Annotated in this window: 23 protein-coding genes and 2 pseudogenes; 19 read left to right on the forward strand and 6 right to left on the reverse strand. The window is 41.5% G+C overall.

All coding sequences use genetic code 11. The annotated features are described in order from the left end of the window. Positions 1 to 114: 114 nt before the first annotated feature. The 3 genes from BLQ82_RS02505 to BLQ82_RS02515 all read right to left on the reverse strand — a co-directional run bounded on the left by BLQ82_RS02505 (position 115) and on the right by BLQ82_RS02515 (position 2,251). Entirely contained in the window at positions 115 to 1,158 is a 1,044-nt protein-coding gene (locus BLQ82_RS02505; RefSeq protein WP_062523993.1) for an ArsR/SmtB family transcription factor, read from the reverse strand. A gap of 97 nt (positions 1,159 to 1,255) precedes the next feature. Continuing rightward, positions 1,256 to 1,774: a spermidine/spermine N(1)-acetyltransferase gene (gene paiA, locus BLQ82_RS02510; RefSeq protein WP_062523994.1), complete on the reverse strand. Its 519-nt coding sequence runs from the start codon at positions 1,772 to 1,774 to the stop codon at positions 1,256 to 1,258. Positions 1,775 to 1,798: 24 nt separating this feature from the next. Beyond that, complete coding sequence (locus BLQ82_RS02515; protein WP_062523995.1) at positions 1,799 to 2,251, reverse strand: MarR family winged helix-turn-helix transcriptional regulator; 453 nt, start codon at positions 2,249 to 2,251, stop codon at positions 1,799 to 1,801. Between the two features lie 245 nt (positions 2,252 to 2,496). On the opposite strand from BLQ82_RS02515, the gene BLQ82_RS02520 reads away from it, so the two are divergent. The 3 genes from BLQ82_RS02520 to BLQ82_RS02530 are packed head-to-tail and all read left to right on the forward strand — an operon-like array spanning position 2,497 to position 4,419. After that, positions 2,497 to 2,694, forward strand: coding sequence for a hypothetical protein (locus tag BLQ82_RS02520; protein WP_062523996.1), 198 nt, complete (start codon positions 2,497 to 2,499; stop codon positions 2,692 to 2,694). Continuing rightward, positions 2,687 to 3,949 carry a DNA polymerase IV gene (locus BLQ82_RS02525; protein WP_062523997.1) on the forward strand — a complete coding sequence of 421 codons (1,263 nt, stop codon included), beginning with the start codon at positions 2,687 to 2,689 and terminating at the stop codon, positions 3,947 to 3,949. Before BLQ82_RS02520 ends, BLQ82_RS02525 begins: the two co-directional genes overlap by 8 nt. After that, positions 3,946 to 4,419, forward strand: coding sequence for a YhjD family protein (locus tag BLQ82_RS02530; protein ID WP_062523998.1), 474 nt, complete (start codon positions 3,946 to 3,948; stop codon positions 4,417 to 4,419). Before BLQ82_RS02525 ends, BLQ82_RS02530 begins: the two co-directional genes overlap by 4 nt. A gap of 65 nt (positions 4,420 to 4,484) precedes the next feature. Here the strand turns inward: BLQ82_RS02530 and BLQ82_RS02535 are convergent, their stop codons facing one another. Then, positions 4,485 to 4,910 (reverse strand): hypothetical protein, encoded by a 426-nt coding sequence (locus BLQ82_RS02535; RefSeq protein WP_062523999.1) that lies wholly within the window; start codon positions 4,908 to 4,910, stop codon positions 4,485 to 4,487. Positions 4,911 to 5,203: 293 nt separating this feature from the next. Here BLQ82_RS02535 and BLQ82_RS02540 point away from each other — a divergent pair, with 293 nt between their 5' ends. The 5 genes from BLQ82_RS02540 (at position 5,204) to BLQ82_RS02565 (ending at position 7,944) form a co-directional block, all read left to right on the forward strand. Continuing rightward, positions 5,204 to 5,416 (forward strand): hypothetical protein, encoded by a 213-nt coding sequence (locus tag BLQ82_RS02540; RefSeq protein WP_062524000.1) that lies wholly within the window; start codon positions 5,204 to 5,206, stop codon positions 5,414 to 5,416. Positions 5,417 to 5,954: 538 nt separating this feature from the next. Further along, entirely contained in the window at positions 5,955 to 6,200 is a 246-nt protein-coding gene (locus BLQ82_RS02550; RefSeq protein ID WP_425281066.1) for a hypothetical protein, read from the forward strand. Positions 6,201 to 6,494: 294 nt separating this feature from the next. Next, on the forward strand, positions 6,495 to 6,788 hold the full coding sequence (locus BLQ82_RS02555) for a YciI family protein (protein ID WP_062524001.1): 294 nt from the start codon (positions 6,495 to 6,497) through the stop codon (positions 6,786 to 6,788). Between the two features lie 4 nt (positions 6,789 to 6,792). Further along, positions 6,793 to 6,990, forward strand: coding sequence for a hypothetical protein (locus BLQ82_RS02560; protein WP_062524002.1), 198 nt, complete (start codon positions 6,793 to 6,795; stop codon positions 6,988 to 6,990). A 282-nt stretch (positions 6,991 to 7,272) separates the two neighbouring features. Continuing rightward, the gene (locus BLQ82_RS02565; RefSeq protein ID WP_062524003.1) at positions 7,273 to 7,944 is read left to right on the forward strand and encodes a hypothetical protein; all 672 of its coding nucleotides are present in this window, start codon (positions 7,273 to 7,275) and stop codon (positions 7,942 to 7,944) included. A 104-nt stretch (positions 7,945 to 8,048) separates the two neighbouring features. Here BLQ82_RS02565 and BLQ82_RS02570 read toward each other — a convergent pair. Then, positions 8,049 to 8,378: pseudogene (locus BLQ82_RS02570) on the reverse strand (transposase); the annotation flags it as partial. An 812-nt stretch (positions 8,379 to 9,190) separates the two neighbouring features. On the opposite strand from BLQ82_RS02570, the gene BLQ82_RS02580 reads away from it, so the two are divergent. The 5 genes and pseudogenes from BLQ82_RS02580 (at position 9,191) to BLQ82_RS02610 (ending at position 13,025) form a co-directional block, all read left to right on the forward strand. Next, positions 9,191 to 10,186, forward strand: coding sequence for a hypothetical protein (locus BLQ82_RS02580; protein WP_062524004.1), 996 nt, complete (start codon positions 9,191 to 9,193; stop codon positions 10,184 to 10,186). A gap of 25 nt (positions 10,187 to 10,211) precedes the next feature. Further along, a pseudogene (gene tnpA, locus BLQ82_RS02585) lies at positions 10,212 to 10,478 on the forward strand (IS200/IS605 family transposase); the annotation flags it as partial. Between the two features lie 456 nt (positions 10,479 to 10,934). After that, the gene (locus BLQ82_RS02595; protein WP_062524007.1) at positions 10,935 to 11,642 is read left to right on the forward strand and encodes a hypothetical protein; all 708 of its coding nucleotides are present in this window, start codon (positions 10,935 to 10,937) and stop codon (positions 11,640 to 11,642) included. Between the two features lie 68 nt (positions 11,643 to 11,710). Beyond that, a complete protein-coding gene (locus BLQ82_RS02600; protein ID WP_062524008.1) occupies positions 11,711 to 12,253 on the forward strand; it encodes a MerR family transcriptional regulator in 543 nt (180 codons plus the stop codon). Positions 12,254 to 12,827: 574 nt separating this feature from the next. Further along, a complete protein-coding gene (locus BLQ82_RS02610; protein ID WP_062524010.1) occupies positions 12,828 to 13,025 on the forward strand; it encodes a hypothetical protein in 198 nt (65 codons plus the stop codon). On the opposite strand, the gene BLQ82_RS02615 is transcribed toward BLQ82_RS02610, so the two are convergent. Further along, positions 13,009 to 13,599, reverse strand: a complete 591-nt coding sequence (locus tag BLQ82_RS02615) for a hypothetical protein (RefSeq protein ID WP_062524011.1) — start codon at positions 13,597 to 13,599, stop codon at positions 13,009 to 13,011. The genes BLQ82_RS02610 and BLQ82_RS02615 overlap by 17 nt on opposite strands. A gap of 207 nt (positions 13,600 to 13,806) precedes the next feature. Here BLQ82_RS02615 and BLQ82_RS02620 point away from each other — a divergent pair, with 207 nt between their 5' ends. From BLQ82_RS02620 to BLQ82_RS02645, 6 genes are all read left to right on the forward strand, one after another. Next, positions 13,807 to 14,013, forward strand: a complete 207-nt coding sequence (locus tag BLQ82_RS02620) for a hypothetical protein (protein WP_062524012.1) — start codon at positions 13,807 to 13,809, stop codon at positions 14,011 to 14,013. A 20-nt stretch (positions 14,014 to 14,033) separates the two neighbouring features. Beyond that, entirely contained in the window at positions 14,034 to 14,333 is a 300-nt protein-coding gene (locus tag BLQ82_RS02625; protein ID WP_062524013.1) for a hypothetical protein, read from the forward strand. A 5-nt stretch (positions 14,334 to 14,338) separates the two neighbouring features. After that, positions 14,339 to 14,890, forward strand: a complete 552-nt coding sequence (locus BLQ82_RS32320; RefSeq protein WP_208810651.1) for a hypothetical protein — start codon at positions 14,339 to 14,341, stop codon at positions 14,888 to 14,890. Further along, positions 14,887 to 15,603 carry an N-acetylmuramoyl-L-alanine amidase gene (locus tag BLQ82_RS02635; RefSeq protein WP_062524014.1) on the forward strand — a complete coding sequence of 239 codons (717 nt, stop codon included), beginning with the start codon at positions 14,887 to 14,889 and terminating at the stop codon, positions 15,601 to 15,603. The genes BLQ82_RS32320 and BLQ82_RS02635 overlap by 4 nt, the downstream gene beginning before the upstream one ends. Then, the gene (locus BLQ82_RS02640) at positions 15,603 to 15,818 is read left to right on the forward strand and encodes a phage holin (protein ID WP_062524015.1); all 216 of its coding nucleotides are present in this window, start codon (positions 15,603 to 15,605) and stop codon (positions 15,816 to 15,818) included. The genes BLQ82_RS02635 and BLQ82_RS02640 overlap by 1 nt, the downstream gene beginning before the upstream one ends. A 183-nt stretch (positions 15,819 to 16,001) precedes the next feature. Continuing rightward, positions 16,002 to 16,538: a hypothetical protein gene (locus BLQ82_RS02645; protein WP_062524016.1), complete on the forward strand. Its 537-nt coding sequence runs from the start codon at positions 16,002 to 16,004 to the stop codon at positions 16,536 to 16,538. Positions 16,539 to 16,566: the final 28 nt, after the last annotated feature.

Genomic DNA, 16,566 nt, shown 5'->3' on the forward strand with positions numbered 1-16,566 from the left:
AAATAACAAATGGAATATACCATATTAATTAGATGTTGGTCAAACAAATAAGTTGAATATCGAATTTATGTCTATAAAAAAACTCCCCGCAGCCTTGCGGGAAGCCGTTTGTTTTCATAGCAGATACCGTTCCAGTTCATCAATTAAAAGCCTTATATTGTCCGTCTCCAAATGGTAGTGGACTTTACTGTTCTTTTTGTCAATCCCCACCATCCCGCTGGCCAACAGCACATTCATATGATGGGATACTGTAGCAGCCGACAACCCTAACTGTTCAGCAATCTCCAGATTGTATTTGGGACTGGCCTTCAGTGAAGAAAGTATCTGCAATTTGCTGTTGTCGGCAAGCGCCTTTAATCTCATAAGCAGGTATTCTTTGGAATCGGCCATATGGTTGCCGGAGATGGGGAGTAAGCCGACATACAATCCGCAATAACATTGCGATGCGTACATCACCTGACCCAGAGGCATGATCAAAGCGGGATGGAGAGTACTACTCCGGCTGAATAACTCAACGAGCTTTAGAAACCGCTCATCACCGTTCTTATGAATCGATTGCACTAACTTGGGAATCAGCTTGCCAAGCGGCTTTTCGATCTCTTTCGAGGCCTGTTCAAAAGCGGGAAGATTTCTGCTCACCGTACTCACCAGCGCCAACATGTGTTTACGGGGCTGCTGCAGCAAGCTCATCAGCTTCCATTTCACCCCTTCCTCAAACGGGCATCCTTCAAGAAAGCTAATGATCTCATCCAATGAACGTACATTAAGGTGCGCGCCCTCAACGGCAGAACCGTGCTGCTCACTGTGTTCCGATATCAATACCTGAAGCAGTGCCTCCCGGATCCGGTCTTCAGACACTTTATCAAGCTCTGTAAGCCAGTTGGCATTTTCACACAGCAGAGCCAGCAGCACAGAGAAATACGTCTCATCCGTAAAAAACAGGCGGTCACTGTCCCCAGTGATTTGATGCTTCTGAAAGGCCTGGATATACTTATCGATTATTTTCAGATTTTTATTGTAAAAGGCCTCGCCGTCTATGCCGAATTTGTCCAGCTCAAGGATTGTCTGTTCCTTATGCTGTTCCCTGTTGCTGCTGACATAGAGCAGGCCCATTGTTTCAAAAAGAGGATCAAGCTGTTCCCGGATATCGAGGTTCATGGCGCCTCCAACTTATTAGTGGAATTTAGTGTTCATCTAATCTATTATATGCCTGTGGAAGTGCCTTTTCAAGCGGGCTTCAAATGCCATAGATCCCTCATAGGAGTGTTTTGGTCATGATAATGTCCAATTGTTCTTCATCACCCATATAAAAAGAGTGGCCCCCCGTTGGAACAAACCCCATTTTCTTATAAAAAGCAATCGCATTTTCATTTTTTTCCCATACACCCAGCCAGATTTTCTTTTTATTGTGTTCCATCGCCATTTCTATAGCTTTATTTAGCAGAACTTTACCAAGCCCGTGTTTTTGAAATTTGTGCTTTATATAAATCCTCTCGATTTCCAGCGCTTCATCACCCATTTCTTCAGACTGGGCGTCATTGGTATTTACCTTTAAATATCCAGCAACTTCATCATTAAAATAAATCAAAAAGAATTGCGTAAAAATATTGGATAATTCTTTTTCTAATTGGTTCAAGCTGAATGCTCTTTCCAAATAGGCCGTCATATTCTCAGGTGAATTCTGATCCTTAAACGTCTCCTTAAACGTTTCATAACTAACTTCTTGAAGCTGGAATGAATCTTTAAGGCCACACTTTGTTATGTGTATAGTCATTTAAACGGGTCGCTCCTTTTAAAATTAATAAATTCTTTTGTTTCCTTTTTTTACAAATTCCCAGTCTTTTTCTATATTTTTTCTTGCTCTTTGGAGCAGAGTGAACATGGTTTCTAATTCTCTTGCGGAAAATCCCTCTAGGGCAACCCGATTGGAATGATCATTTTCTCTTTTAATAAAAGGATAAACATGCTGCCCTTTCTCTGTAGGAAAGAGCTTTTTATTTTTTTTGTTGTGCTTGTCTTCTTTCTTTTCAATAAAACCGTTCATTTCAAGCTTTTTTATAGCACGGGTTGCTGTCGACCGGTCTACTTTTATCATTTCAGCTAGCTTTTCCTGGATGATTCCCGGGTTTTCACATATCCGCACAAGGTATAAATACTGCCCTTTTGTAAGATCATATTCTTTAAATTCTATATTGCTCATAGAATCCAGTGCCCTTGCTATCATTCCAATTTCCCGAAGAATTTCCTTCATCACTTAACTCCTTAGCAGATATTTTTGTTGCAAATGCAATAAAAATGGAACGGATTAAATTTAACCTAATTTTATTGTATTTGCAACAAAAAAATAATGATCCTGGAACTCCACCTTTGTTATACAGGAATGGCGGAGGGTCTTGTTTCTTTTTTATCCCAGCCTAAGAATATCTTACTTGTTGTTTATAGAACGTATGTTTGGTTATAATACAAACAAATGTTCCTGTAGTGGAGGCGGATCTTATGCAGATTCGAGACGGTCAAACGATTGAAATTGTATATATGGATAAGTTGGGAAACATATCTCAGCGGAAAATTGAAGTTGTGGGAATCAGGGACGGGCGGCTCCGGGCCTATTGTCTTACTGCCGGAGCACCCCGCGTATTTATTGTTGCCAATATCCTCGCTTGGCGGCGGGTAGGAGAGAAGCGCTATGCCTAAGGATCGTGTGATTCTACTGTCCGACTGCCAATCCTTTTATGCCTCGGTGGAAAAAGCCGCCCATCCTGAATACAGAGATAAACCGGTTGCGGTAGGAGACCCGGCCAGAATGAACGGCATTGTACTGGCGGCCTGCCCGATTGCCAAAGCACAGGGCGTAACGACGGCCTCGCGTGTAGGTGAAGCTTTAGCAAAATGCCCGGAGTTAATCGTCATACGCCCCCGCATGGGAACTTACATTAAGGTCTCGCTTTTGATATCAGAAATTTACCGGACATATACCGATCTGGTGGAACCCTACAGCATCGATGAGCAGTTTCTGGATGTTACAGGCTCTCTTGCTTATTTTGGAGGGTCATTGAAAGACATGATTTACAAAATCCAGCACCATGTGTTGCTGTCGACAGGTGTCTGGACCCGGATAGGCATTGGTTCCACTAAAGTCATGGCAAAAATGGCGACAGATAACTACGCCAAAAAGATGAAGGACGGGATATACGAGCTTACCTTTAACCAGTTAGAGTCCACCCTTTGGAGCCTGCCGATTCAGGATATGTTTATGGTGGCGTCTAGAATGACCAGGAATTTTTGGCGCATGGGTATATCCACAATCGGAGACATTGCACGAATGGAGCTGCCGGAGTTTAAGCAGCGAATGCGGACCACCATGGGTAAGCAGAGCGATATTCAGGCAGAATATTATTGGCAAACCGCGCGCGGCCTTGATCCCAGTCCCGTGGTTACAGGAATACGGCATCAGATCAAGTCCGTAGGGCATGGCAAGGCTCTGCGCTGGAATTTATATACCCGGCTGACGGATATCGAGGTTGTGCTGCTTGAGCTTGTCATCGAGGTGTGCCAGCGGGCACGGCGGTATCGTTACATGGGGTCAGTGGTCTCTATTTCAGTTTTGGAGACGGACGGAGAGAACTCATGCTCTTATGAGCGCCAGATGACATTGCCTGAGCCTTCATCGTTGACGCATGAAGTGGCCGCAGCAGCGCTCACATTATTCACGGACAACTGGTCCGGGCTGCCTGTAGGGCGCTTAGCCATAACGTTGTCCCGCCTTTCGGATGACGGAGTGATCCAGCTTACGCTGTTCGATGACCGGGTTCGCTCTTACAATAAGGAACGGGCAATCGACGGAATTAAAGCCCGTTATGGAAATCAAGCCCTCATCAGGGCTTCATCTTTACTTGAATCCGGAGTTGCCCGGGAGAGAGCTGAACAGATTGGGGGGCATTATAAATGAGCAAACTCGACGGCAATGAACGCTGGAAAACGAAAATGATCATGACCGAGCATGTTGAGCAGTTCGAGGGGCAGCAGCGTGATGCCGGAGGTAAAATGATAACGATTGAAGAGAGGACGATGGTCCGTGACCTCATCCTGCTCCCTTACATAGATACCATGGTTAGCAAGAGCCTGAAGGAGCTTGAGCACTCCGGCAGCATTCTGAAACGCGCCTATTCGATGGCCGGCCAAGCCATCCAGCGCCGGATTATGCAGGATACGTATCAGCTGCAAAAAGAGCTGAAGCAGCGGAATATCAAAGTGCTGGCGGATGAGCAGGAGGAATTTTTGGTGTATTACAAAATCTTTTGCCGGGGATATCAGGAACGCTTTGGGCTAACCCGTGATGTGATGCGCACAGAGATCAGCCTAAGGCTGACCAAATATACAGCCGACCTTGGGGTGGTGTTAAGGGAGCATCTAAAATGAAAAGAAAGGGCTGACCCAAGCAGCCATTTCATGGCTTTTGGATCAGTCCCGTTTATTTCCATAGCTTAAATTACGCCCTCTCCTCCAATAGCAGTCGCTGTGAATGCAATGGGGCCAAATAGATTTATAGGCAGATTGCTATCATTTTGAATTACCAGTTCATAGTTGTGGACTCCAAGATAAGGACCATCCACCCACAGAACATTTATCTGAATATCAGTAGTTGTAGTAAAACGATAAAAGGATCTATAAATATCAACTCCAGCACGCCGAATTATAGCAAAAAATTGACTATTAGCAAGTGCAGTAAGACTAAAGCTACCATTTAACTCGACTCTGCTGGAGAAAGAGGCAGGATTAGCCGGACTAATATTTACTTGCGCTGTGGCTAGCTCCGCTCCAGCTCCGGGAATCCCCACAACCGTTTGAGTAACAGCGAACGGGTCTAACGGGATTTTTGCCTGTGAACCATAACTTATAATTGCTGCCATTTATCATCACTCCACTTCAAGGTTATACATTATTCTATTGTGAATCCGCAAGGATAGATTGGACTTAATTCCTGATGAATATATACATTTAAGTTGTACTTTGCTTAATCATATAAACCTAGATAGTAGCGAGGGAATATACAGAAAACACTTTTACCAAAAGATGCTGATCCGTAGCATGCCGGATTTGGTCCAGTTTCGCATCAGGAGGAATTCCTTATCGTCATATACATAATGTTCCAAACGGAATATACTCGGTTAATAAACTCTAAAGAAGGAGTTGATCTGCAACAATGGTGTCACAACCCGGATTGTTTTATGGTGGAGGAATCAGTGTTTTTTTCTTTTTGATTTGGTTGGCGTGTATTGGATTAGGGGTTTTTGCATTTATCCTATTTGTTAAACTTGCTCTCAGAGCAATTACAGCTTTGGATTTATACAATCACGCAAAAAACCTTGAGATTCGTGAACGTTATGAGTCTGTAAAAAAGGATGATAATGTTTGAGCACTACATACAAGGTCTTGGAAAGCGATACGGACTTCCTAACTGCTGCCACAGGCAAAGGTATCGGTATGGTTCCAGTCAGAGATGAACCAGAAGCACGTATATTATGGTGGTATAAAAGAGGGATACTCTACAGAGAGTATTAAAATCGTTTTGAATTTAGAGCATATAAAATAACCCATCGGTCTTATGTTGGTGGCATTTCTTTTTATTAATCCATATATTCCCTCATTAACTCTTAAGTGTGTTGTAAATAAATGGAACAATAAATGTTGCTGAATTTAATCTTTATAATATAGAACCGACACCGACTATAACACCAACTGCCACCCCAACCGTAGAACCTACAGCTACTTCAGAACCAACCATTGAGCCAACAGCGACACCAACATCAGAACCAACCATTGAGCCAACAGCGACACCAACATCAGAACCAACGGTTGAGCCTACGGCTACACCGGAACCGACAGGTACACCGACTACTGAACCAACAGCAACACCGGAGCCAACAGCAACACCTAGCCCAACTCCGGATCAATTGACAGGTAACCGTGCAATCCTGGTCGTAACGATGAATACTGGCCTTGAAAAAGAGTTCGATCTGAGTATGGATGAAGTGAATTCCTTTATCACCTGGTATGAGAATAAGCAAGCCGGAACAGGGAAGGCGTCGTATGCCATTAATAAGCACGACAATTACAAAGGCCCGTTTACCAGCCGTAAAGATTATGTGATCTTTGATAAGATACTCACGTTCAGCGTAAATGAATATTCTGCAAAATAGCATTTACACATTGTTCCAGTGAAGATAAAATAGAAGTAACGGAAAAACTGTACCCTGCCAGTAATGGTGGGGTATTTCTTTGCGTTCAGTTTCCCTTATCGTCACATACATAATGCTCCAAATTAATTATATTTAGATTACGCGGAAGTGCTGTACTATGCCAGCATTGGCGGGGTATTTTCATTTAGGAACGTCATATACATAATGTTCTAAATGAAATATTATGATTAAATAATACGGATGGACAGTCTACTGCCAGTCTGATAGGGCATTTTAATTTGAGGGGGACCGTATATGTTTATTGTGAATTTGAGTTATATAAAGTCGATAAGTGAGGTTCAGAATCATCTTGAAGAGCATGTCAAATTTCTCGAAAAGTATTACAACTCAAATAAGTTCATATTCTCGGGAAGGAAGGTCCCTAGAACTGGTGGTGTAATTTTAGTTGATACCCTAAGTAAAGAAGACTTAGACTTTATTTTGAAGGAAGACCCGTTTTATCAAAATCAAATTGCCCAGTATGAAGTTATAGAAGTTGAAATTACAAAGTACGATGACCGTTTCGCTACCTTCCTAAAGAAGGAGTGATCACTTGAGCACTACACAAGTCCTGGAGAGTGATACAGACTTCCTCGTGGCTGCTTTGAATCAGTATGGTTCCGGCCAGAAGATGATCCAGAAGGGCGTGGATTACGGGGGCATAGTTGAAGGATACTCTCCAGAGAGTATTAAGATAGCTGGTGGCCGGTTTATCCGGCAGCGATTTGAATTTAGAGCATACATAAAATAATATACTGGGCATATGCCTGACGGGTTTGTTTTTGTAATCAAGGAAAAGAAATTAACCTCATCAGTTGAACTAAACCTCGTATGGTATGTATATAACTCCCTGCTCATTCCGTAGCTTTATCTTTGTTTCTATGTTCTATTGCTATTTTCGGTTCTTTTGGCATATATTCACTCCTTTCACTTATATAAATCCCGGCATTTTCTATGGAATATCATACTTATTAACTATTTCGTATATTCATCCGATAATAGAAAGGGAAAAATAGTTATTAGGGGGATTATTATGAATTTCAAAAAAGTTGCTGCAGTCTCTATCTTGACGCTTTTACTAGGAAGTACGGTTGCATTTGCTGCTGCGAACGAAGTCAAAGGTACGATTTCTAATCTAAAGTATAAACTTAATGGCTTCGATTGGGCTCCAAGTGCAAACTCAGCAAAACCAGTAGTTATTAACGGCCAACAATACATACCGGTAAGCGTAGTTACCGAAGCGACAAAAATAAACATAACAGTAGATAAATCGACGAATACATTACAGATAGGCGAAAAGCAAAATTCAGTACCCTTGATTAAAGAGAAAGCCCTTTTTAATAAAGATATGGGTTACTCACAAAACCCAGCTTATGTAAATTTTAATGGAGTTAATTATAAAGAAGCTATCGTCGCTTCTAAAGTTTATGGATTAGCGGTGGCAACATTTTATCCAAATAAGAAGTATCAAACTCTAGTAGTGGATATTTTTACATTGGGGAATAAAGCAGAAATACAATTTGTTAATAATGCGACTAAAGAGGAACTGAAAACTATATTATTAGAACCCGGCACAAAACTCACCTCAAGTGAGATAAATGTTGCGGGCGTTTCTGAAATCGGAGTTGTTGTTTTCTCACTTGCGAGTAATACAAATAAGAAAGGAGCGGATGTAGTTATCTTGCCGACTTCTTATTATAAGTAATGAGAAACCCCGTCAGGCAAATACCGAGGCCACTGAAAAAGTAACCTTTCTTGGTAAAATCACAATCATATCTTAAAAAGACGACGTCCATTCTTTCCGAATGGACGAAACTTGGTTAGCAAACTGGGATCAATGACCTCTTCCTCTGGAGCCATATGAAGAAAAAACTTGAATGACAAATCGGTTTTGGAACGTTCCACAAGATCAACGTTAGACAAGTCAAAAATGGATTTGAGCAATAAATATTTAAACATTCGGACCGGATCTACCGCAGTTCGACCGTTATCTTGGCAATACTTTTTGTGCAGCTCCTCGTACACAAAGCTAAAGTCTACCCACTCATTCATGCGCCGCAGCAAATTATCTTTAGGAATGAGAATATTGTAAAGCTCAATATACGGGCTCAAGATAAAGCTTTGCTGCTGAGGAAGCATGATAATCACCGACCTTTGGTTTGATGCTTTAATCATATAGAAAAAAAGAGACATTCTATGTGGAGAATGTCTCTTTGAGCTCGTAATGGACTTTTTCAGTGGCCTCCCTTAATGCCTGACGGGTTTTATTTTTGTTTATTGAGCCGTATACTCATTGACTTCAATGGTCAGGATTTTATCGAACACAACATAATCCTTGCGTTTGCTGAAAGGTCCTTTGTTATTATCGTGCTTATTGATTACGTATTGGGCTGGGCCAGATCCGGCATCTCGTGCATCGTACCACTCCAAAAAGGCATTTACTACAGTCATAGTTAGATTATATTCTTTTTGAGTTCCGTTAGTCAGTGTAATTTTTGTTGACCTTTTTAATGTATATGTTTGAGTGTCATCTAGTTCAGTTACGCCTGAATGACTACCTAAGATATTATTCCTACCTATATAGATATATAGAGTTTTTATAAATGTTTATGCTGCTAAATATCTAGGCTCTAAAGTCATGGGACCAGCAGTCCATGTATCAGACGAATGTAATAGGAGAAGATGTGCCGGAGAGTGGGGTTACAAAAAAGGAAATATCATAAGATGAGATCAATTTGAGAAAACAGAATGGAATTCGTCCACCGCTACTGTGCATTCGAAACAGCCGAAGAAATATGCGGGTGTATCTGGGGCCGTTGTGAAGGGACAGGGGAGTTTTGTTCCAGAGTGGAAATTCAGAAGGGGAAAACTTCCTGAGTGCCGAAATATGACATGGGGAGGTATGTAGCGAAAAAAAGAAATAATAAATTTTAGATTTGGGGGATTTATTTATGAGTAAGTTAGTTAGATGTTTGCTATCGTTTGTAATTCTTTTCGGAACAGTAGTTTTTTTGTCTAAAGATCAATCCTTTGCAGTAGCTTCCTTGGATGGAGGAGAAAATAGTAATACAATATATTTTACCATTCCGCTAAATTCTTTTTGCAGTAAATCACAAGTGATGGATCTTTCCTTAAATGTCACAAGTCTAACAAACAATGCGGAACTCAGTATTCATTTATTTAAGAAAAATGGAGATGAGATTAATACGCAAGGCACAAGCTACGATGGAATAGAATCTGAAATAATACCAGGGGCACCTACAACTGTCAAAAAGGACACTACAGTTGTTTACCACCTTGCTTATGGTGGTATGTATCAAAATTGCTCTGAGAGAGTCTATTATGGGAAAATTGTTTCAAATACTACAGGCTCTTCAATTTTAGCTGGTGGATGGGTTGATGGAGCTAAAGGGAATGCGACGATACTAATTAACAATGGAGAGCCCTGGACAAATAAATCTTGTATTTCATCTGGCGAGGGTAATGACCTTGTTCCCACAATGACAAGTAATTTTGCCCCATGTGGACAAGTGAGCGCAAGCACTGAGTTCTCGTCGTTAAATGCTGCTTGGACGGCATTTAACGATACAATAGAATCGAGTGGGAGAGGATGGCACACGGAGAAAAATATTACTTCGGGATGGTTAGAATATGCATTCCACTCACCTCAAGTTGTTCGAGCATATACATTGCAGACTCAAAACTCACCCAATAATACGGTGTCCGTTGCAAGAGCACCTAAAACTTGGACATTCGAAGCATGGAACGGCCAGGAATGGATTGTTCTTGATTCCCAAAATAATATAACGAATTGGGTATATAGCGAATCTAAAAAGTTTTCATTTACAAATGAAAAAGCGTACTCCAAATATAGAATCAACATCACTGCAAACAATGGCTCTGTTGAGCACATAGTAATTGGAGAAATGCAACTTCTGCCTAATTAGCATCTAAAAAAAAATATAACTATTTCATAGGTTGGTGAGTATTCCACCGGAAATGAGCGTCTCGAGTTTTATGGGATATCTGAAAGGGAAAAGTGCGCTGATGATCTTCGATAAGCATGCAAACTTGAAGTATAAGTACGGGGATCGTCATTTTTGGGCAGAAGGGTACTATGTAAGCACGGTAGGTCTCAATGAAGCAACGATTAAAAATTATATTTAGGAGCAGGAAAGTCACGATATTGCACTGGATAAGCTAAGTGTGAAAGAGTATGAGAACCCCTTTAAGGGGTAGCTGGTAGTCCAAGCACCCCTTCAGGGGTAGGCAAAAGGGGCAAAGGCATAGTAGCTTGAACGAAGTGAAAGACAGCCCCTTTAGATGCTAGCCGGCACCAGAAGGCTTATAGCCTCAGAGCAAACCACCCGTTTGACGGGTGGTTATGATTTTGTCCTCGGAATTTCTCCGGGGGCTATTTTTTTATACGTAAGGAAAGTTTTCCTTAAGGAGAGGATGATGTTATTTGAGCTACCTTCAATCTTATGATAAAAATATGGTGTCAATCGGAGCTCTAGTGAAAGCTTATGATGTAGCGCGGAAGCGGCGAATTAATTCGGATTACGAAATCCAATTCCTTGTTCCAATGGCCTCTGAAGATTATCGGGAGAAGATAATCCTCAAGGGACATACTAAGAACGAACGCGGCCAATATTACGTAATCAACAGCCGGTCCTGAATTCGGAGTGATCGAGCTTGGTAGCGAATAAATTGACGGCAAATTATGCGTCCATCGCTAATTCTAATTTTTCAGGCGGGGCTATTGTTGGATCATCTATTAATGTGGGAGACGGGAGATTTGTTGTTAATTCAGCCGGGTCAGTATTTGCTGCAGATGGGACGTTTCAGGGAACCATTAATGCCAGGGGGGGGACGTTTGAAGGTAACATCTACGCCAGTGGGGAGATTATCGGGGGCATTATTACAGGCGCGAGATTTAGAACAGGATCATCTGGTGTTTATCCGAGAGTGGAAATTGATCCTACAAGTGTAGCATTTGGAGTGTATTCAGATGCTTCCAGTGGTATATTGATTCCGGCGTATGACGGTGGAGTCAGTAAGATTCGTTTCTTAGCAAATGGAAATGAATCAACGATATATAACTCGCCGGGTGTTGGTCTTGCGATAAGTGCCTATGGCAATCTAAACCTATCTGGAAGCAACATTGACTTACAGCCAAATGGAAAGGTACGTTTTCGTTCGTGGTTAGATATTCAAAGCGCTTTTTCAGGTGCAACACTACAAAGTGAACTAGACACCATTAACAGTGCTATCACGGCTTTGTGGAACGCCCTTAACCATAAATCGGATATTGGTCATAAGCATACCGTTGACATAGGCACTCATAACCATGGAAATGCCGCCAACCAAAACTGGGGTGGAACCTTTACGACTTCTTCTTAACTTGAAACTTTTCTTGCTTTGTGACGATAATAGAGATATAGAAATCTTTGCCAAGGGGAGTGTTCGTTTTGAAAAAGTTTATATCCGGATTTGTCGTAGGTGCACTGTTGTTTGGTGGAGTCTCTGCCTTCGCTGCTTCGAGCTTAATCGGCCAGAAGGTGCAGGGGTTATTTACCATCGAAAAGGGTGGGACGAAGGTTGCTGAGGCAGTTATTATTAACGGGTCGGCATATGCTCCGGTACGTGCAGTCGCCGAGGCAACCGGTGCAAGCCTTACCGTAGAGGGGAAGAAAATCATTATGAGTAGTGAAAACGAAAAGGTGCCGACGGCAGCGTCGAACACAAAAACTCTTGCGGAATTGCAAGCTGAACGGAATAAAATAGCTGAGCAAGTTGAGAAAAAAACAGCTATCGTTTCTGAATTTAAGAAAACGCAAGTAGATAATTGGGATGTTCTAATATCAGAAAACCCTAATTCAACCACCATCCCGCAATGGGAGAATACAAAAAAAGAGAGTGAAAAGATGCTTGAACAGCTCAAAACCGAACTAGCCACACTCCAACAACAACTTAATGATCTTGATGCTCAAATAGCAGCACTTAAGCATTAAACCGTAGTACTACAGTATATAAACAACTATATCCTAATAACTAAGAAGGTCTCTCTTTATGGAGGGGCCTTCTTACTGTAATTATTATCTGCTTTTTTCGATTACTGTAAAGTTATTTCCAGAATGCGCATTTAAATCATTAGCTATTGATGTTTCATCAGTTATTGTTAATTTTCCATCTGGACGTAAACTCCTTCTTCGGAATTAGTTGAGAGTTGGCTTAACGAATCATAATAATCGGTTTTACTTTTCGCTCTCAATTCCCTTAATGACTTCGCCTGATCTTCCTTGGATTTATTATACAATCCGGCAATAACACAAATTATCAAGAAAGCTATAGCATACCCCATTTTACTTCCTCCTTACTCTAAAACTCAATAATCGCTACTTTTTTACAATATCCGTTACTTTCTTCTAATTCAATGAAAAATCTCCTAGTAAGAAAAAGGTTAATCAAGATTATTCCGTACTAATACAGCATTAGAAAAGTATATAAACCTTGATATGTTATAAGCAGAAAAGCCATTCCTGTTATAGGAAGGGCTTTTACTCTTTTTGAAGGTGGCAAATATATATGAGTAGTGAATCGGATGTAAAATCAGATAACTGGTCTTTCGAAAAGGAAGTTGTATTTGAGAGTGGAGCTGCAATTAAGGTTTCAATAGGTTATACGAATGTCACTCCAACGGATGTTATCAAAGTGATTTCTGGATTAGGCATATTGGCTGACCAGATGAAAGTAAAAGTTGACTCATTTAGAAAAAGTGAGTAAGTAGTTTTGAGGTCATTGCTCCTAAGAGCCATCCATATTTAGAAGCTTTATCTGAAAAACGAGCGAAAGTACCTTTTTGAACTGGGATGTTGTTTTCGATAATACTGTTGACCATTTTCAACATGTCATTCATTAATTCTTTATCTTCACCGCAGTTCTGTTCGATGTAGTCTTTTATTTGTTTATCAGAAAAATTGTTGGTTAACGTTGCGTTGTGTTGAGTTCCAATAATTGAGTTTTGTACATCGCCAATCTGAAATGTTACTGATGAGGACTGCGCGTTTTGTTGCTTTTTGAACTGAGACTCCGTTAGATAATACGCATCTTTAGAGAAGTTGGTATTGCCAGAACCGAATCCCTTTGAGACAACAACGTCATCAACATAAAATTTTTCATTTGAATTCAACACAGATATCCAATCCTCCGGTTGTATATCTGTTTCTGGAAAGAAATGAATAAATCGTTTGCCTTGACTAGAGTTCCTCATCCCTTCAAAAATCCCGATCGATTTCTCATTTCTCAGTATCTCAAAATTTTCACTACCATGACCCTTCATGAATTGACGTAAGTTCACTATGCAGCCTCATTTCATATAAAATAAATTTCTGTAGATTTCTTACATTCTACGCCAAGGAAAATTTTCCTTCTTAGTTTCAATTTGCAAAGAGATAATAGTTGAATATCCGCAGCTTATTAGAAGAATGAGAATGATATGCTCAATTCATAAGAAAGCCTCTCCAATCCTGGAGGGGCTTTTAAGTTGTCTGAAAGGAGGAAAGAAATGAAAGCTACACCAAAAATAGAAATGCTAGTAGATGCATTAAATCCAGTCGAAGAATCAGTCTCTGTAATCACATACATGTTATCGCTACATCCAGGAAAAGAAATTGAGATTCTTCAGCAGATCGATCAAAAAATTGGTGATACGCTGGCTACATTGCAATCCAGTGCAGAGTCGGTAGTAAAACAGGAAGATGAAACACCATAAAGAGAGAAGAGAGCGGGGGAATGGATAGCAATGACGTTATAAATTTGGAAAAGCTGCTGCCGCTCGCAGATAAATATGGCTTGGCCAACATCGTCGCGCTGATATTGCTGATCATAGTGATCATGCTAGTCAGGTCCATCGTTAAGGGTAACCTGGTGCCGCGTGAGCTGCTGGACCGCGCGGAGGAAGACCGGGACCGGCTACAGGCTACCTTGGACAAGGAAAGGGCTGACTTTATGGCTCCAACACTTGAAGTGCTGCAGAGACTCAAAATAGATCATGCTGCTGTTAACGGCAATGATGAGGATAGGGGAGGATAACCGTGTTGAGTCATTGGATCAAACGTCTATCGCCCCAGCACAAAAAGAGAGAGAAGGAGCTGGCGCAGGCGTCCCGCAGGGTCGCATTTTCCATCCGTCGATACAAGGACGCGTCCAAAGAAATCCAGGACGAGATCCGGAATAACGGCTTTGCTGAATTTTTAATATATGATCGGGGTGTTAATCATGGGGGCATTGATATCTTGTTATTGATTGCATACGGTATTTCGTTTGTTTGTGCGCTGCTGCTCATAGCCGCGCTTTTTTTGTACTTCCGGAAGCGATTCAGGGCACGGGTGGTCAGCCTGTTTATGCTGGCGGCGTTCTTCTTTCTCGGGGCATACACGGTCAAAATGGCCGTTGCCTTCTGGATTCGCTTCAGCACAGCTACTGGCGGGGATGCTGTCTATGCCGCGCTTAAGTCTCAAGCCTGGGCAATTGCTCAGACCGGCACTACCCTGGGGCTAGTGATCCTAACGGTGCTGATGTACACCAAACGGCAGGACCTCTTCTTGTCCTTCCCAGCGGTCAAAGACAAGGAGGATGAGAAACTGTGAATATCATTCAAAAAGGCAATAAATACACGAATAGCAGCAGCCGGGACGGTCATGTGCCCATAGCGATTGTAGACCATATTAGCAGTGGGACGATGAGCAGCATGGACTCCTGGTTTACATCGTCCGGCAATGATCAGAGCAGCGCTCACTTTGGCGTATCCAAAGCCGGAGAGATTCACCAGTACGTTGATATACAGCGTATGGCCTGGGCGAATGGATTGTCGATTGCTTCAATTGCAAAAGCAACAGCGCCATTGATCAAAGAGCATTCGCCCACAAACCCAAATAAATACACCGTCAGCATTGAGCATGAGGGCACGGACGGGACGCTCACAGAGGCGCAGTTTGCCGCTACGGTATGGCTGCACAAATATATCAGTGCTGAGGTTAAGCGGCTCTACGGCAAGCCTATAGCGCTGGACGAGCGGCATGTTATTGGACATTTTCAGGTGGACCCGGTTCGTAAGCCACACTGCCCCGGACCTAAATTCCCGTGGAGCCGGTTATATGAGGCGTTAAAAACAAAGGAGGCTAAGGTAGTGAACAAGGATGTAAAAGTTACTGTAAAGGTAAATGGAAAGAAGATCGAGGGCGGCGTATTGGATGCAGGAGTAACCTATCTACCAGTGAAGGCCATCGCACAGGCTCTAGGTCTTACGGTGGGCTGGGACCAGGCAAGCAAAACAGTAACATTGACCAAGGGGGCTAAATAATGAACAGCAAATGGCGTAATTATGGTATGTGGGTATCTTTGACGGCTGCGGTGCTGCTGGGTGTACAGACGGTCGGGGCGATCTTCGGGGTGCAATTAGCCCCGGAGAAATACGACGAGGTTACAGCGGCAGTGAATGCGGTTCTGGGTATCCTGGTCGTGCTGGGAATCGTGAGCAACCCGGAAGCAGGCAAGGGGTATACTGATAAGGACTAGATGGTACGTTTGCCCACTGGCTTCAGCTGGTGGGCTTTTTTGGTTTAGTTTAAAGGAATAAATTGGTTGCTTGTCGAAATTTAAAGAAGAAAATTGTGAAGGAGGTTATAATCTATTAATTACATATGGAGTGCCGCTATATCCTCAGCTACAACAGTTTTAGTATTACTTATTGGAACTATTGTGAATTATTACATTACAGAAAATCGATTAAAGGAAGAAAGGAAAGAAAAGAAAGAGAAATTAGAAGAGGATAGAAAACAGAGTCTTTTAAATATTCAACTAGGTATACGAGAAGAGGTTCATTCAAAAATTCAACCCGCTCTAGTTAAAGTTGAAAATTATCTAATGCAATTCTATGGACAGGGAAATGAGTTTATACAGGCAAAGAAATTGGTAGAATTCGAAATATCGATAGAAGTTAAAGAACTTAGGAGTCTAATTCAATCATATGAGATTTGGCTCCATGATGATTTGATCAAAGGTCTAAAAGAGTTTTTAGGAAGAATTAATGAGCTGTTTCTTTTAATTTCTGGATATAAAGAAACTGATCCTATTAATATTGAATGTAATAAAGATGTTGTGGATATGAGGATTCATGAATTATTTTGTATCATAGAAGAATTTAAAGCCCATATAAAATATCTGTCTGGTGGAAATGCTTTAGATAATTATCTTTATGAAGTTGTAGAAAAAGAACGATTTTCTAAAAAACAATAAAGATTTTCAATTAGATTTTTACATCCGT

Source organism: Paenibacillus jilunlii (assembly GCF_900102965.1).
Taxonomy (GTDB): Bacteria; Bacillota; Bacilli; order Paenibacillales; family Paenibacillaceae; genus Paenibacillus_AQ; species Paenibacillus_AQ jilunlii.